This is a genomic window from Bacillus sp. sid0103 (assembly GCF_019219025.1).
The window spans coordinates 119,357-135,651 of the sequence record NZ_JAHUWN010000001.1; the positions used below are offsets into that span (position 1 = coordinate 119,357).

Sequence of the window (16,295 nt, forward strand, 5' to 3'; positions counted from 1 at the left end):
AGATTTATAGTAGAATAAATAGCCCCTCAATTATGAGGGACTATTTGAAAAATACCTGATGAGTTTTATCTTTGATAACTGTTTAGCTTTCGCTTTTAGTGAGTTTTACACTTTTCGTATAAACCTTGTTCTTTTAAGACTTCAATTAATGTTTCACCCATAACAGATGGTGTGTCAGCAACTTTAATACCGCATTCGTTCATGATACGGATTTTTTCATCTGCTGTACCCTTACCACCTGAAATAATAGCACCTGCATGGCCCATACGTTTCCCTGGAGGCGCAGTACGTCCCCCAATGAAGCCGACAACAGGTTTTGTCATATTCGCTTTAACCCATTCAGCAGCTTCTTCTTCAGCAGTACCGCCGATTTCACCAATCATGATTACTGCGTATGTTTCAGGATCTTCATTAAATGCCTTTAATACATCGATGAAGTTTGTCCCATTAACAGGGTCGCCGCCGATACCAACAGCCGTTGTTTGTCCAATACCAGCCTGTGTTAATTGATGAACAGCTTCATAAGTCAATGTTCCTGAGCGGGATACAACACCTACATGGCCTTTTGTATGAATGTAACCAGGCATGATACCGATTTTACATTCGTCAGCCGTGATAACACCTGGGCAGTTTGGACCAACTAAGCGAGTCTTTTTGCCTTCCATATAACGTTTTACTTTTACCATATCCAAAACTGGAATATGTTCAGTTATACAAATCGCAAGATCCAGCTCTGCATCAACAGCTTCGATAATCGCATCGGCTGCAAAAGGTGCTGGTACGTAAATAACAGATGCAGTAGCGCCTGTTGCATCCACAGCGTCTTTAACAGTGTTAAAAACCGGCACGCCTTCTACTTCCATTCCGCCTTTTCCTGGAGATGTTCCACCAACAATTTGTGTACCATATTCAAGCATTTGTTTTGTATGAAAAAGGGCCGTTGAACCAGTAATCCCTTGAACAATAACTTTTGTATCTTTATTAATAAAAACGCTCACGTTAATTCCCCTTTCTATGATCCTATTTCACTAATGAAACGATTTTTTGTGCGCCATCAGCCATGGATTCAGCAGCAATTATTTCTACTGTTGACTCAGCTAAGATTTTCTTACCTAAATCAACATTTGTTCCCTCTAAGCGAACAACCAGTGGAACACTTAGTCCAACTTGCTTAGCTGCTTCTACTACACCCTCAGCAATAACATCACACTTCATGATTCCACCAAAGATATTAACGAAAATACCTTTTACGTTTGGATCAGAAAGGATAATTTTGAATGCTTCTGTAACTTTTTCAGCTGTCGCGCCGCCCCCAACATCAAGGAAGTTTGCAGGGTCGCCGCCGTAGTGTTTAATAATATCCATTGTTGACATGGCAAGGCCTGCTCCGTTAACCATACAGCCGATATTGCCATCTAAAGCAACATAGCTTAGATCGAATTTAGAGGCTTCGATTTCCTTAGCATCCTCTTCTTCAAGGTCACGGTACTCAAGAACGTCTTTTTGACGATATAAAGCATTTGAGTCAAAGTTCAATTTAGCATCAAGAGCCATTACTTTACCATCACCTGTAACAACAAGTGGATTTATTTCTGCAATCGAACAATCTTTGTCAATGTAAGCATTGTAAAGAGCAGTCATAAATTTTACAGCTTGATTAATTAATTCCTTTGGAATATTAATATTAAACGCAATTCGACGTGCCTGATAAGGCTGTAAGCCGACCACAGGATCAATTTCTTCTTTAAAAATTTTCTCTGGAGTCTTTTCAGCAACCTCTTCGATTTCCGTACCGCCCTCTTCAGAAGCCATTAATACAACTCTAGAAGTTGCACGGTCTAAAACTAGTCCAATATAATATTCTTTTTTAATATCACAGCCTTCTTCAATAAGCAGACGTTTTACTTCTTTACCTTCTGGACCTGTTTGGTGTGTTACTAAAGTTTTTCCGAGGATTTCGCTTGCATATGTACGAACCTCATCAAGGTTTTTCGCTACTTTAACACCACCGGCTTTTCCCCGTCCACCGGCATGGATTTGTGCTTTTACCACACAAACCTGTGTACCTAATTCTTTCGCTGCTTCCACTGCTTCTTCTACAGTGAATGCTACTTTTCCATTTGGAACAGCAACCCCGTATTTTCTGAGGATCTCTTTCCCTTGATACTCATGGATATTCATTTCCCATCCTCCTATTCAAACTCTTCTAAAAACTGACTCCGTTTTCATTTTATATAATGATACATACCTTGTCTACCATTATGCTAAAAAATTATATACATGTTAAAAACATTCTAAGCAGTCAATAATTTTTGTTCGATTTCTCTTAGGAAATCCACACCTCATATGGAATAATTTGTTTTGTAATATAATAAAAAAACAGGAAAGTACCTGCTTTTTTTTGCTGTGATATAGTTTGATGTTGATTTGCGCTCCAGGCGCGTGCGGTTCGCAGGCGTTGCGGGGAGCTCCTCGGCGAATTGCACGCCTGCGGGGTCTCCCCAGCCCTGTACTCCCACAGGAGTCTCGCTGTATCCATTCCAATCAATATAGTGGCTAAAATCAATTCTAATTCTTTTATTTAGATAAAATCCTTTACTGGTGCGAAGCTTTTTCTGTGATAGGAGGTTATCCCGTATTGTTTGATTGCTTCGATATGTTCTTTTGTTCCATATCCCATGTTTTGCTGGAATCCATAGACTGGGTGTATGGATGAAATTTCTTTCATCAGATTATCTCTGGCAACCTTTGCTACAATCGATGCTGCAGCAATGGATATACTTTTTGCATCACCTTTAATAATAGATTCAGAAGGAAACGGAATTTCAAGCTTCATGGCATCAATTAGTAATAAGTCAGGCTTGGACTCTAATGATGCTATTGCAACGTTCATTGCTTTTTTTGTTGCTTGGTAAATATTCATTTCATCAATTTCCTCTGCATGAATCATTGAAATACTGAAGGAAATTGCTTCTTTTCTAATGATTGCATCATATTCCATTCTTTTTTTTTCAGATAACTTTTTCGAATCGTCTATGCCTGCTAAGAAGAAATCTTTCGGCAAAATGACAGCTGCGGCAACTACTGGGCCTGCAAGCGGTCCTCTTCCTACTTCATCCACACCTGCAATCATTTCATATCCTTTTAAGCGCCATTTCTGCTCATAGACATTCATTTCAACAAACTTTTCTTTTAGTTGTTGTTTCTCGGCAAATTTCCTTTTCCATCTATGTACCAACTGTTGGACACCTTTACGTTCATCTTGATGAAGATCCATTAAGAACGGATCAGATTCGATTTCTATGTTTTCTAAATGTCGTTCAATCTCTGCAATTGTTAATTGTTTCATTCTCATTCATTCCACCCGCTGTTATGACCGATATCATTTACTATCCACAACATAAAATAACACCCAATATTTTATATAAATTGGGTGTTATTCACTCTTGTTAGGATAACACTAAGTCTTTTAGTTTAAATGGTTTGTCTGTGCCAAAAATTTCCTGTTCTAGTCTTTTTCCTGTTGGAGTAGCGGCAAGACCACCCTCTGCTGTTTCCCTTAACGCTGATGGCATGGATTGCCCTATTAAAAACATAGCATGAATAACTTCATCACATGGGATCCTGCTTGTAATTCCCGCCAACGCCATATCCGCAGCAGTAATGGCATTAGATGCGCCCATCGCATTTCGTTTCACACATGGAACTTCTACTAAACCAGCGACGGGATCACAAACTAAACCAAGCATATTTTTTAAAGTAATCGCCATCGCCTCCGCAGCCTGCTTTGGTGAGCCGCCAGCTAATTCAACAATCGCTGCTGCTGCCATTCCGCTCGCAGAACCTACTTCTGCCTGGCAGCCCCCTGCCGCGCCTGATATTGAGGCATTGTTAGCCACTACAAAACCGAAAGCAGCTGCGGTAAATAAAAATTCAATCATTTCTTGTCGGGTTGGATTTAATTTCTCTTTTACAGCAAATAATGTTCCAGGGACTACACCTGCTGAACCAGCTGTTGGCGTAGCACAAATAACACCCATTGCAGCATTTACTTCATTGGTTGCAACCGCTTTACTAACGGCATCTAATAAAATCGTTCCCCCTAATGCTCTGCCACTATTAATATAGTTTTGGAGCAATACAGCGTCGCCGCCTGTCAGCCCTGTATGGGAGTGTACACCCTTTAGGCCTCTTTCCACCGCTTGCTCCATAACCATTAAGTTATTATCCATTTTACTTAGAACTTCTTCTCTTGATAGACCCGAAACTTCTATTTCTTGACGGATCATAATTTCTGCAATCTTTACTTGATTGGTTTCTGCTAGTAGAACAAGTTCCGCTACATTTCGAAACATTTGAACACCTCCTGATGACATTATAGATGGTCTATTCAGCCATTCGAATGATTTGCGAGACACTAGAAAGCTGCTGTAATTCCTCGATTACCTTTTCATCAATTTTCTGGTCAACTTCAATAATCATTAATGCCATTTCACCTTTTTCCAAACGCGAAACCTCCATATGACCAATGTTAATCTTATAATTTGATAACACACTTGTTACCGCTGAGATGATTCCAAAACGGTCTTGATGAATGACAAGGATGGCGGGATGCTCTCCAGAAAGTTTTAACGGGAAAGAGTTTAATTCTGTAATCTCTATCGTACCGCCGCCAATTGAAATCCCAACTAATTCAAGTTCATTATCATCATGATACAAATTAATTTTCACAGTATTCGGATGATCTGTCACTGCTTCTTCAACAGAAAAGGTCACATCTAGACCCATTTCTTTTGCTATTGTTAACGATTGTGGCATACGTTCATCAAATGTATCAAAATCTAACAGTCCCGCCACAATGGCAAAGTCTGTTCCATGTCCTTTATAGGTTTTTGCAAATGAACCGTATAATGAGATTATGGCTTTCTTTGGCAGACGACCGAATAAGGTTCTTGCAACGCGGCCAATTCGTGCCGCCCCTGCTGTGTGTGAGCTTGATGGTCCAATCATTACAGGACCAATAATATCAAATGCAGATCGATATTTCATTTAAGACGCTCCTTTAAATTCATTACTAATTAATTTTACATGATTTGCGAACAAATAGCCTTCAAAAAATATTGGGAATTAACCATAAAAAAGACTCTCCGTCAGGGAGAGTTTATAACAAATGTTTTTCTTATTCAACCTCAAAATCTACTGGTCGTTCAAATGTAATCCGGCCAAATTTTTCCGACCTAATTTCCCTGATGACTAATTCTGAAACCTTATCATAGTCAACGACACCACCTGCCATTAGGCATCCACGCAGTTCGCCTATTTTGTCAAACATTTCTACGACATCTTCTGGTAAGGTTTCAAGATTATACCGCTCCTTTAAGCGTTCAGGATATTCCCGCTCTAAAAACCTAAGGACATACACAGTAAGGTCTTGCAGGTTCAGTAATGTATCTTTGATTGCGCCCGTTACAGCTAGTTTTTTACCAACTTCCTGGTCCTCAAACTTCGGCCATAATATCCCAGGGGTATCTAAAAGTTCCATTTCTTTCCCTACTTTAATCCATTGTTGGGCTTTCGTAACACCTGGAGTATTTCCAGTTTTAGCGATATTTTTCTTCGCTAACCGATTAATTAACGTCGATTTACCAGCGTTGGGAATACCGACAATCATGGCTCGAATCGCCCTTGGATTCGTAACACCTCTTGCTCTTAGGCGGTCAAACTTTTCTTTCAATATTTCTTGTGAAGCCTGGGCAATTTCTCTCATCCCTTCTCCAGCCTGAGAATTAATCGCCAGTGCTTTAATTCCTTTTTCGGCAAAGAATTGAATCCATTCCCTTGTGGCTTCTCTATCAGCCATATCAGCTTTATTTAACAAGACAAGCCTTGGCTTATGTTGAATGATTTCATCGATCATTGGATTTCTCGAGGAGTAGGGGATTCTCGCATCCACCAATTCAAAAATAATATCTACTAATTTTAACTTTTCCGTGACCTCTCTGCGCGCCTTTGCCATATGGCCTGGAAACCATTGGATCGTCATAGTTGGCCACCTCCTTTAATAGCGTAAGCGCCTCGTAAGCTCCGACAAGCAAATGGTCACCAGTAAAAAAGTCCACACTTTGACTTTACTTGCTGGTGGCTATTTGAATCGAGCGGCTAGGCGCTGAAGCTAGATAACAAACTCTATTTCACAGATACGATATGTGCATCATTTAAAGGCCAGTAAACAAAACTTGTTTTTCCGATAATTTTGCTATATGGAATGGTCCCAATGTGGCGACTATCTTTACTGAAGCGGCGATTGTCACCCATCACAAACAATTCACCTTTAGGAACTGTTTTTCGACCTATTTTCTCTTCCAATGTGAATGCATCTGTTAATGGTCCATCTTGAACTTCTTTTTTATACTTATCTAAATAAGGTTCTTTATACGCTTTTCCATTAACGTATAATATATCATTTTTATATTCAATGGTGTCGCCAGGCAGTCCAATCACGCGCTTTATGTAATCTTTTTGCTCAGGTGCATGAAAGACAATGATATCAAATCGCTTTGGCTCACCAATATCATAACTAAATTTATTTACTATCATCCGATCCTGATCCTTTAATGTAGGCATCATCGATAATCCATCGACAACGATCGGTGCAAACAAAAAGTAACGAATTACGGCAGCTAATATAACTGCTATTAAAAGGGCCTTTGTCCATTCCCAGAGTTCATTTTTCTTTTTTGTCATCGTAATCCCCGCCAATCTCTGTAAAAAGATGTTTTATAAAGCTTATTTTACATAACTTCAACAAATTTAACACGATGGGATTATATTTTTTAATCAAACTTTAATAATTTGTTAAAAAATCAGCAACAATCTGGAAACCCCATAATTCTTATTGTGAAGGGCATCAAATCATAAAAAAAAGAGCCTGCTCCCGAGCAAGCTCTTTTTCTTTTCATTTTATCGAATTTCTTTAATTCTTGCTTTTTTACCGCGAAGGTTACGCAAGTAGTAAAGCTTAGCACGGCGAACTTTACCGCGACGAAGTACTTCTAGCTTCGCAATTTTTGGTGTGTGTACTGGGAAAGTACGCTCAACGCCTACTCCGTAAGAAATTTTACGAACTGTAAAAGTTTCGCTAATTCCACCACCACGACGCTTAATCACTACACCTTCAAATAACTGAATACGCTCACGAGTACCCTCGACAACTTTAACGTGTACACGTACAGTGTCACCAGGACGGAAAGCAGGAAGATCAGTACGAAGTTGTTCTTTTGTGATTTCTTCAATCAATTTTTGCATCGTTTTCAACTCCTTCCAACAGACGCTCATGCACATCAAACTTCTAAAACAATTGCAGCGGAACATCGTTATAAGACCACAATCTGATAGGTATCAGCTTAAGTCACAAGAAGTATCATACCATAATTGCTAGAGACGTGCAATACTACTCATATTCTTTTTTTATTTCTTTTAGCCATTTTTCCTGTTCGGCTGTTAATTCCATTTTCTCGAAAAGGTCTGGCCGTCTTACAAGCGTTCGACGTAATGCTTCTTTATTACGCCATTCTTCTATTAACTTATGATTCCCTGATAATAGAACGTCTGGAACCTTTAGTCCCCTGAAATCAGCTGGTCTTGTATAGTGTGGATGTTCAAGCAGACCTGTACTAAAAGAGTCTTTCATATGTGATTCCTGATTACCTAACACTTCTGGCAGAAGGCGGACAACGCTATCGACTACAACCATGGCGCCAAGTTCACCACCAGTCAGAACATAATCACCGATCGAGATTTCGTCCGTTACAACATGTTCTCTGATGCGTTCATCATACCCCTCATAATGACCACAAATAAAAATTAAATGCTCTTCTTTTGCCAATTCCTCAGCTTTTCGCTGTTCATAGCGTTCGCCTTGTGGACATAGAAGAATCACTCTTGGATTCCCGCTTTTTGCTTTCTCTTTAAGTGATTCAACCGCATCAAAGATAGGCTGCGGTTTTAAAACCATACCAGCACCGCCGCCGTAAGGATAATCATCAACCGAAGAATGTTTGTTATCTGCATATTCTCGGAAATTAACAACATTATAATTGACTGCTGATTTTTCAACAGCCTTTTGCAGTATGGATTGGCCCAGTACCCCGGAAAACATTTCCGGAAATAATGTCAGTATATCAATTTGCATCATGGAAGTAACCCTTCCATCGGATCAATTAGTATGACTTTTTCTTTCACATCCACTTTCTTGACCACATCATGAATATAAGGGATTAGTAGTTCTTTGCCGCCTTTACCTTTAACCACCCAAACGTCATTGGCTCCAGGGGATAGAATTTCAATCACTTTTCCTAGTTCCTCCCCTTTTGTTGTAGCAACAAGGCATCCAATTATCTCATGGTAATAAAATTCATCTTCCTCAAGTGCTTCAAGTTGCGATTCAGGTACTTTCAGAATTCCATCTCTAAACTTTTCAACTTCATTGATGTTGTTGTACCCTTCAAATGTTAGTAATTCAAAATTTTTATGGGTGCGGTGGCTTTTGACTGTCAGTTCAATCGGCGTACTTGAATTTGGCATAAATAAAGATAATACATTGCCAGCCTTATAGCGTTTCTCTGGGAAATCAGTCTTTGATATGACCCGGACTTCCCCTTTAATCCCCTGAGTGTTAACAATTTTTCCGACATTAAACCATTTTTCCATTTCCTTATTCACCTTCTCTTATTTCCTCGATTACACCATCTTTAATAATGATTTCAGGCTGTCCTAAACGATCGGTCCATGAATCGCCAACTTTTACCTCAATGAGTGCCTGGATTTCCTTTTCCTTTAATTCACTGCCTAAAGGTAGCATATGTAATTGTTCGATTTGAAACTCAAGAAGCTTTTCTTTTTCTAAACGCTTATTGATTTCTTTTTCAAAATGATTTTTCAACGTTCCAGGTGAAAAGTTCTTGGTTTTTTCCATGCGCTTTAACTCAAATTGAAGTTGACTTTTTTCCCTTTGAAGCTGGAGTTTTCTTGCTTCGTATTGATCGAATAATTTTTTCTTGCTGTCTTCCGTTAGAATTTGTTTTACCACAACAGTTTGAATGATTTGCAAAGAAATGCCTCCCTCACGCTATCACATTCGTTTTTCTTTGTTAACTCCAGCGCCTAGGGACGCTTTCGCTTTTCTATAGCAAAAAAGGGAGGAATTAATTCCTCCCTTTCATCTAGGTGCAAAAAGCTATTCACCAATTTCTAGAAAAATTTTCTTTTGTTGTGATGATCCTGCTGCATAAACAACAGTTCTAATGGCCTTTGCAACGCGCCCCTGTTTACCAATAACTTTTCCCATATCTGCTTTATTCACAGATAGTTGATAGGTTACGCGGCTGTCGTCTTCCACAACATCAACTCGAACGTCTTCTGGAAAATCAACAAGAGGCTTAACAATTGTTTCGACTAATTGTTTCATAGTCGTATTTGTTACTTACTTAATTTTGCATTATGGAATTTTTCCATGATGCCTTGGTTTGAGAAAAGGTTACGAACTGTATCAGATGGTTTTGCACCGTCTTGTAACCACTTAAGAGCTAATTCTTCGTTGATGTCAACTTTAGCTGGTTGTGCAACTGGATTGTAAGTTCCAACAACCTCGATGTAACGTCCATCACGTGGTGAACGAGAATCTGCTACTACGATACGATAGAAAGGAGTTTTGTTAGCTCCCATACGTTTTAAACGAATTTTTACTGCCATTTTAAAAAAGCACCTCCGAATAGTTTCACACAAGATAGTATAATATCAATTCTTTTATAGTTTGTAAAGTGTTTTTTCTTTACATACAGTATTACCAAATTTTTTCAAAATAAAACAAATGATTTTTTGAACTTAGATGACCCCGAGCCCCTGAACAAGGCGCTTCCGCTTTTGATTTTAAAACGGTTTAAAAGGGAATTTAAATCCGCCTTTTTTCTTGCCTTTTTGCTGCATTCCAGTCATTTGTTTCATCATTTTTTTCATATCTTCAAACTGCTTCAACAAACGATTTACTTCAGTAACAGAACGACCGCTGCCTTTTGCAATTCGGTTTTTCCGTTTTGCGTTCAATATTTCAGGATTATTTTTTTCCGCCTTCGTCATTGAACGGATGATAGCTTCTACGTGTGCAATTTGCTTTTCATCAATTTGCAGGTTATTTAACCCTTTAATTTTATTTGCACCAGGCATCATCTTTAATAATTCGTCTAGCGGCCCTAAATTACGGACTTGACCAAGCTGTTCCAAAAAGTCTTCCAGCGTAAATGAGGCTGTCCGCATTTTTTGTTCCAACTCTTTGGCTTTTTCTTCATCAACATTAGCTTGAGCCTTTTCAATTAGCGTAAGGACATCACCCATACCGAGGATCCTTGATGCCATCCGTTCAGGGTGAAACGGTTCAAGAGCGTCTAACTTCTCACCTAAACCGACGAATTTAATAGGTGTTTGTGTAACAGCGCGTATAGAGAGAGCGGCCCCACCTCTGGTATCTCCGTCGAGCTTGGTTAAGACAACTCCAGTAAGTCCGAGCTGTTCATTAAAGCTTTGTGCAACATTGACCGCGTCTTGACCAGTCATGGAATCGACAACTAAGAAGATTTCATCGGGTTTAGTCAATTCTTTAATGTCTTTTAACTCACCCATTAATGCTTCATCAACATGTAGTCGGCCAGCCGTATCAATAAGGACATAGTCATTATGTTCTTCTTTTGCTTTGGCAATTGCCTGCCTTGCAATTTCTACAGGGCTAACTTGATCACCGAGTGAGAAAACAGGCATGTCCAATTGCTTACCAAGTGTTTCAAGCTGTTTAATAGCCGCAGGTCGATAAATATCTGCTGCAACAAGCAAGGGCTTACGGTTATACTTTTTGCGTAGTAAATTGGCAAGTTTCCCTGACGTTGTCGTTTTACCGGCACCCTGTAAGCCGACCATCATGATGACAGTTGGGGGACGATTTGACGCAGCGATTTTGCTTTGTTCCCCACCCATTAACTCCGTCAATTCTTCATTAACGATTTTAATAATTTGTTGTCCAGGTGTTAAGCTTTTCAGTACTTCCGCCCCTACGGCACGTTCACTGACTTTTTTCACAAAATCTTTTACTACTTTGAAGTTAACATCTGCTTCAAGTAAAGCGAGACGCACTTCCCGCATCATTTCTTTTACATCCGCTTCGGAAACTTTCCCTTTACCACGGATTTTTTGGATTGTATTCTGCAGTCGGTCGGCTAATCCTTCAAATGCCATTCATGCCGCCTCCTAATCTAAATTCTCCAACTCGGCAACAGCTTCTAGCATTGCCTGTTTTGAAGGGTCGTCCTCGTTAAGTAATTCTTTAACATTTCTCAAAAGTTTGCTTCGCTCTTGAAATTTATGAAATAACAGCAACTTTTCTTCATATTCCTCAAGCATTGCCTCAGTCCGCTTAATATTATCATAAACGGCTTGACGACTGACGTCGTACTCTTCGGCTATTTCTCCTAATGAGTAATCATCTAAATAATAGAGAGACATATAGCTTTGCTGCTTTGGTGTTAACAACGAATGGTAAAAATCATAAAGATAGTTCATCCGTGTTGTTTTTTCAAGCATGCCAATCCCCTCCAACACGTATGTTAAGTGAAAAGCCTTTACATAAGTAGTTTACAGGGTCGAACAATTTCTGTCAAGATAATACCTTTACATCCACTATTCTGTCTTTTCAATTTCATTGGCAAATAGTCCATACACATATTTCTCTGCATCAAACTCCTGAAGGTCATCCATTTTTTCGCCTAGTCCGACAAATTTTACAGGAATTTTTAATTCATTTCGAATCGCAAGGACAATTCCACCTTTAGCAGTTCCGTCCAATTTTGAAAGGACAATTCCACTTACATTGGTCACTTCTTTAAATGTTTTTGCCTGGATTAAAGCGTTTTGCCCCGTTGTAGCATCTAAAACTAGGATGACTTCGTGCGGTGCTCCAGGAATTTCTTTTTCAATGACACGCTTAACCTTCTCAAGTTCCTTCATTAAGTTCACTTTATTTTGCAAGCGTCCTGCGGTGTCACATAATAAAATATCGGATTTGCGAGATTTCGCTGCCTGAATCGCATCATACATAACTGCAGCAGGATCTGACCCTTCTGCTTGCTTGATGACATCAACACCGACTCTCTCTCCCCATACTTCCAGTTGTTCTATCGCTCCTGCACGGAAAGTATCACCTGCAGCCAATAGTACTTTCTTTCCTTCATTTTTAAATTTGTAACCAAGTTTCCCAATGGTGGTCGTTTTGCCAACACCATTAACCCCTACAAATAGGATCACGGTCAAACCATTTTCTTGAATATTTAATTTGGAGGATTGCTCTTCACCTGCATTATAGATATCAACAAGTTTTTCGGAAATGACACTTTGAACTTCCTGAGGATCTTGGATGTTCTTGCGTTTTACCTCCATTTTCAACTCTTCAATTAGTGTCATTACAGTCTCAAAACCGACATCGGCCTGAATCATTATTTCCTCTAATTCTTCAAAGAAGTCTTCATCCACTTTGCGGTATCTTGCGACAAGATCGTTAACTTTTCCTGAAAAATTATCTCTTGTTTTCGTCAGACCTTCCTTAAACTTCTCTGTGACGGAATCGGTCGATTTTGTGATTTTCTCTTTTAACTTTTTAAAAAAACTCATTTTTTCACTTCCTAATGTTAAGATTCAACAAGCTCTTTTGTATCCTCGAGACGAACAGATACCAACTTGGAAACGCCTGATTCTTGCATTGTTACCCCATATAATACATCCGCTTCTTCCATTGTTCCTTTGCGGTGGGTAATCACAATAAACTGGGTCTCGGTACTATACCGTTTTAGATATTGGCTAAAACGTTGAACATTTGCTTCATCCAGGGCAGCTTCGACCTCATCCAGTATACAAAATGGAACAGGCCGTACTTTTAAAATTGAAAACAAAAGTGCAATAGCTGTTAATGCTCGTTCTCCACCTGATAATAAACCTAAATTTTGCAGTTTTTTCCCCGGCGGCTGCGCCACTATTTCGACACCAGTATTTAATAAATCTCCTGGAATGGTAAGGACTAAGTCAGCTCTTCCACCTCCAAAAAGCGACCTAAATACTGGCTCGAAATGTTCACGAATACCATTGAAGGTTTGTTCAAACCGTTTTTTCATTTCTTCATCCATTTCCTCAATTACCTTGTAAAGAGTTTCTTTGGCATCTTGGAGATCGGTCTTTTGTTCATTGAGAAACTCGTATCGTTCGGATACACGATCATATTCTTCAATCGCCCCAATGTTGACGTTTCCTAGTTCCTCTATGGCAAGTTTGATGAGCTTAACCTTTTTCCTTGCCTCTTCTAATGGTATTGTTAATGGATATTGCTCCTTAGCTCCTTCAAATGATAAAAGATATTCTTCTCGGAGGCGGGCAAAACGGTTTTCAAGTTCTACATCCAAGCGGTTGATTTTTACTTCCTCGTCTTTTAAAACGACAATCAATCCTCGGTGAAGTCTTTTTAATTCTTTTACTTCCAATTCTAGATCATCTAATGTCGTCTTTAAGGATAGCCGTTCTTCTCTTCGAACAGATATTAACTCCAATGCCGCTTCTTTATCCTCTTGTTTTCTAATGGCCGCTGTTACTAACTGTTCCTCACCGGATGAACTGTTCGTCATTTCCGAAGTTAACAGATTAAGGTCTTCCGTATAAAGTGAAAGCTTTTGTTCACTCTCTTCTAAATCAGCCTGTAATAGAGTTAATCGTTCTTGTGTACTCATATACTGCTCATTTTTGGAGGCAAAAGCTACTTTTAGATCATTTATTTCGTTCGAAAGCGCTTCTTTCGATGTCAGATCACTCGACTTTTGTTCCGAAAGCTTCGATATTTGAGTATCTAGCTCTGCTATTGAAATTTGGTAGTTTTTCATAGCAGTTGATAATTCCAATTTTCTATTTGTTAAGGTTGATTTTTCATCTGAAAATTGCCCTTTTTCAAGGTCGTAAATGGCCAATCGTTCATTGATGTTTTTTTCTTCGAGATCTGCTTGACGAAGGTCACCCTTTAGAGTCAGTTCAGTTAGTCTCAAATCTTCGCCATCTTTGCGCAATTCCTCCAGCTGAGTTTCTAAACCAGAAACCTCTGTTTTTAATGACTTTACAAGTTTCTCTAACTGGGTCGTTTTTTCTTCCATCACGATCAGCTTTTCTTTTAATTCTTCTAACTCGCCTTTACGAGTTAACAATGAAGAATTTTTTTGCTTGATCGCCCCCCCTGTCATTGAACCGCCAGGATTGACGATATCGCCATCAAGTGTAACCATTCGGCAGCGATATTGAAGAATTTTTGCTAATTCATTTGCACCCTTTAAGTCTCTAGTTATAACCACATTCCCAAGAAGGCTGCTCATAACCTCGGCGTATTTTGGATCAAATTTCACTAGACTAACAGCAGTTCCAATAAAGGAAGAATGTTTTTGAATCGAAGATAATTGGACAGCAGACAAGGATCTCCCCTTAATAACATTCAAAGGTAAGAACGTTGCCCTGCCAAAAGAATTCTGTTTCAAATATTGTATGGCTGTACGTGCATTTTGCTCATTATCGACAACGATATGTTGGAGTGCCCCGCCAAACGCTGTTTCAAGTGCTGCTTCATATTCTTTTGGAACGGTTACAAGTTCAGCAACAGCCCCTTCAATTCCATTGAGGCTTTTCCCACGTGCTTTAAGAACCTCTTTTACACCTTGATAAAAGCCAGAGTAATCCTCTTCCATTTCTTCGAGCATTTCTTTTCTTGACTGTGCCTGCTGGAGAATTTGATAAGCCTGATACAGCGTTTTTTCCTGCTTTTGATAATTGTTTTTCGTTGTCTCAAGCTTTCGCTGCTTGCCTCGAAAGTCTCCAACTTGATCTTCAATTTTTTGTCGGATTTCGTCTAATGCTGATTGGATCTCGGATTTTTTACTTTTTGCAATTTGCCGTTCCTCTATAAACTTATCATTCTCAATATCCAGTCGTGAACTTTTTCTTTCTTGTTGTTCCAGCTGTTGATCAATATATTTCAATTCATTTTTTGCGCCAGCCTGGTCGTTTAATATTTCAATATATTCACTTTTTAAATTCTCTATTTTATCTTCTATATTCTCATTAAATAAATGTAGTTTTGATTGTTTTTCCTTTAATTGGTCTTGTAATTGCTTTACTTGATTCCCAAGTTCTTCTGCTGACATAAAAAGGCTGTCGCGATTCTTTTTTAGCTGACTAATTTTTTCTGTTAGTTCCGTTATATTTGTTTCCAGCTGCTCTTTATTTTGAGAGGCATTTTTCTTTCGTTCTTTTAAGACTTCTTTTCGACCTTCAAGTTTTTCTAGTTCCTCTGTTGCATGAAGAAGAACGTTTTGCAGGTCTGTGATGGACTCATCAAAGGCGGCTATCTGATCTCTTTTTTCTACTATTTTCGCTTCTTTTACTTGCAGTTCAGAAGAGATTTTGAGTTCATCCTCCTGATGTTCTTTAAGCTGTTTGGAAAGTTCTTCCCAATTTTTATGGAGGTCTTCAATCTCATATACTGTTAAAGCTACCTCAAATTTTTCTAATTCCTCTTTTTTCTCAAGGTAATCTTTTGCCATCGATGCCTGTATTTTTAGTGGTTCAACTTGGCTTTCGAGTTCGTGTAATATATCATTGACACGGTTTAAATTGTCCTGTGTTTCAAACAGTTTCACTTCTGCCTTTTTCTTACGATGTTTATATTTTAGAACCCCTGCGGCTTCATCGAATATCGTCCGTCTTTCTTCTGCTTTACTATTTAAAATTTCCTCCACTTTTCCTTGGCTTATAATCGAAAATGCTTCTCGTCCGAGCCCAGAATCCATGAATAAATCGATAATATCCTTTAGACGGCACTGCTGTTTATTTATTAAGAATTCACTCTCACCAGAGCGTGATACTCTTCTCGTTACACTTACTTCGTTATAATCAAGTGACACGCCTTGGTCTTGATTATCTAAGGTTAATGTCACTTCAGCAAAGTTTAGAGGTTTTCTGGTATCACTTCCGCCAAAAATAATATCCTCCATTTTGCTGCCTCTTAACGATTTCGCTGATTGTTCCCCCAAAACCCAACGGATGGCATCGGTTATATTACTTTTTCCACTGCCGTTGGGACCTACCACCGCCGTTACTCCTGGAACAAAATCAACACCAATGCGATCAGCAAAGGACTTAAAGCCAATAATGTCCAACCGTTTTAGAAACATTTC

17 protein-coding genes are annotated in these 16,295 nt (G+C 39.0%); all 17 read right to left on the minus strand.

From position 1 onward, the window contains the following. Positions 1-95 precede the first annotated feature (95 nt). The 17 genes from sucD to smc all read right to left on the minus strand — a co-directional run bounded on the left by sucD (position 96) and on the right by smc (position 16,292). On the minus strand, positions 96-998 hold the full coding sequence (gene sucD / locus KW850_RS00530) for a succinate--CoA ligase subunit alpha (RefSeq protein ID WP_218345639.1): 903 nt from the start codon (positions 996-998) through the stop codon (positions 96-98). Between the two features lie 22 nt (positions 999-1,020). Then, the gene (gene sucC, locus KW850_RS00535) at positions 1,021-2,181 is read right to left on the minus strand and encodes an ADP-forming succinate--CoA ligase subunit beta (RefSeq protein WP_218345640.1); all 1,161 of its coding nucleotides are present in this window, start codon (positions 2,179-2,181) and stop codon (positions 1,021-1,023) included. Between the two features lie 400 nt (positions 2,182-2,581). Beyond that, positions 2,582-3,349, minus strand: a complete 768-nt coding sequence (locus KW850_RS00540) for a ribonuclease HII (protein WP_218345641.1) — start codon at positions 3,347-3,349, stop codon at positions 2,582-2,584. A gap of 100 nt (positions 3,350-3,449) precedes the next feature. Further along, on the minus strand, positions 3,450-4,355 hold the full coding sequence (sdaAA, locus tag KW850_RS00545) for an L-serine ammonia-lyase, iron-sulfur-dependent, subunit alpha (RefSeq protein ID WP_218345642.1): 906 nt from the start codon (positions 4,353-4,355) through the stop codon (positions 3,450-3,452). A 31-nt stretch (positions 4,356-4,386) separates the two neighbouring features. Next, positions 4,387-5,049, minus strand: coding sequence for an L-serine ammonia-lyase, iron-sulfur-dependent subunit beta (sdaAB, locus tag KW850_RS00550; RefSeq protein WP_218345643.1), 663 nt, complete (start codon positions 5,047-5,049; stop codon positions 4,387-4,389). A gap of 130 nt (positions 5,050-5,179) precedes the next feature. Further along, on the minus strand, positions 5,180-6,043 hold the full coding sequence (gene ylqF, locus KW850_RS00555; RefSeq protein WP_218345644.1) for a ribosome biogenesis GTPase YlqF: 864 nt from the start codon (positions 6,041-6,043) through the stop codon (positions 5,180-5,182). Between the two features lie 143 nt (positions 6,044-6,186). Further along, positions 6,187-6,744 carry a signal peptidase I gene (gene lepB, locus KW850_RS00560; RefSeq protein ID WP_218345645.1) on the minus strand — a complete coding sequence of 186 codons (558 nt, stop codon included), beginning with the start codon at positions 6,742-6,744 and terminating at the stop codon, positions 6,187-6,189. Positions 6,745-6,960: 216 nt separating this feature from the next. After that, positions 6,961-7,305 carry a 50S ribosomal protein L19 gene (gene rplS / locus KW850_RS00565; protein ID WP_026566443.1) on the minus strand — a complete coding sequence of 115 codons (345 nt, stop codon included), beginning with the start codon at positions 7,303-7,305 and terminating at the stop codon, positions 6,961-6,963. Between the two features lie 145 nt (positions 7,306-7,450). Continuing rightward, entirely contained in the window at positions 7,451-8,191 is a 741-nt protein-coding gene (trmD, locus tag KW850_RS00570) for a tRNA (guanosine(37)-N1)-methyltransferase TrmD (RefSeq protein ID WP_218345921.1), read from the minus strand. Next, positions 8,191-8,709 carry a ribosome maturation factor RimM gene (rimM, locus tag KW850_RS00575; protein WP_218345646.1) on the minus strand — a complete coding sequence of 173 codons (519 nt, stop codon included), beginning with the start codon at positions 8,707-8,709 and terminating at the stop codon, positions 8,191-8,193. Before rimM ends, trmD begins: the two co-directional genes overlap by 1 nt. Before the next feature lie 4 nt (positions 8,710-8,713). Further along, positions 8,714-9,109 (minus strand): YlqD family protein, encoded by a 396-nt coding sequence (locus tag KW850_RS00580; RefSeq protein WP_218345647.1) that lies wholly within the window; start codon positions 9,107-9,109, stop codon positions 8,714-8,716. A 126-nt stretch (positions 9,110-9,235) separates the two neighbouring features. Further along, on the minus strand, positions 9,236-9,466 hold the full coding sequence (locus tag KW850_RS00585; protein WP_218345648.1) for a KH domain-containing protein: 231 nt from the start codon (positions 9,464-9,466) through the stop codon (positions 9,236-9,238). Positions 9,467-9,477: 11 nt separating this feature from the next. Next, positions 9,478-9,750, minus strand: a complete 273-nt coding sequence (gene rpsP, locus KW850_RS00590; protein WP_088086361.1) for a 30S ribosomal protein S16 — start codon at positions 9,748-9,750, stop codon at positions 9,478-9,480. 177 nt (positions 9,751-9,927) lie between these two features. After that, the gene (gene ffh, locus KW850_RS00595) at positions 9,928-11,280 is read right to left on the minus strand and encodes a signal recognition particle protein (RefSeq protein WP_218345649.1); all 1,353 of its coding nucleotides are present in this window, start codon (positions 11,278-11,280) and stop codon (positions 9,928-9,930) included. Positions 11,281-11,292: 12 nt separating this feature from the next. Continuing rightward, a complete protein-coding gene (locus tag KW850_RS00600) occupies positions 11,293-11,625 on the minus strand; it encodes a putative DNA-binding protein (RefSeq protein ID WP_218345650.1) in 333 nt (110 codons plus the stop codon). Between the two features lie 96 nt (positions 11,626-11,721). Next, positions 11,722-12,708, minus strand: a complete 987-nt coding sequence (gene ftsY / locus KW850_RS00605) for a signal recognition particle-docking protein FtsY (RefSeq protein ID WP_218345651.1) — start codon at positions 12,706-12,708, stop codon at positions 11,722-11,724. A 17-nt stretch (positions 12,709-12,725) separates the two neighbouring features. Continuing rightward, positions 12,726-16,292 (minus strand): chromosome segregation protein SMC, encoded by a 3,567-nt coding sequence (smc, locus tag KW850_RS00610; protein ID WP_218345652.1) that lies wholly within the window; start codon positions 16,290-16,292, stop codon positions 12,726-12,728. Between the last annotated feature and the right edge of the window lie 3 nt (positions 16,293-16,295).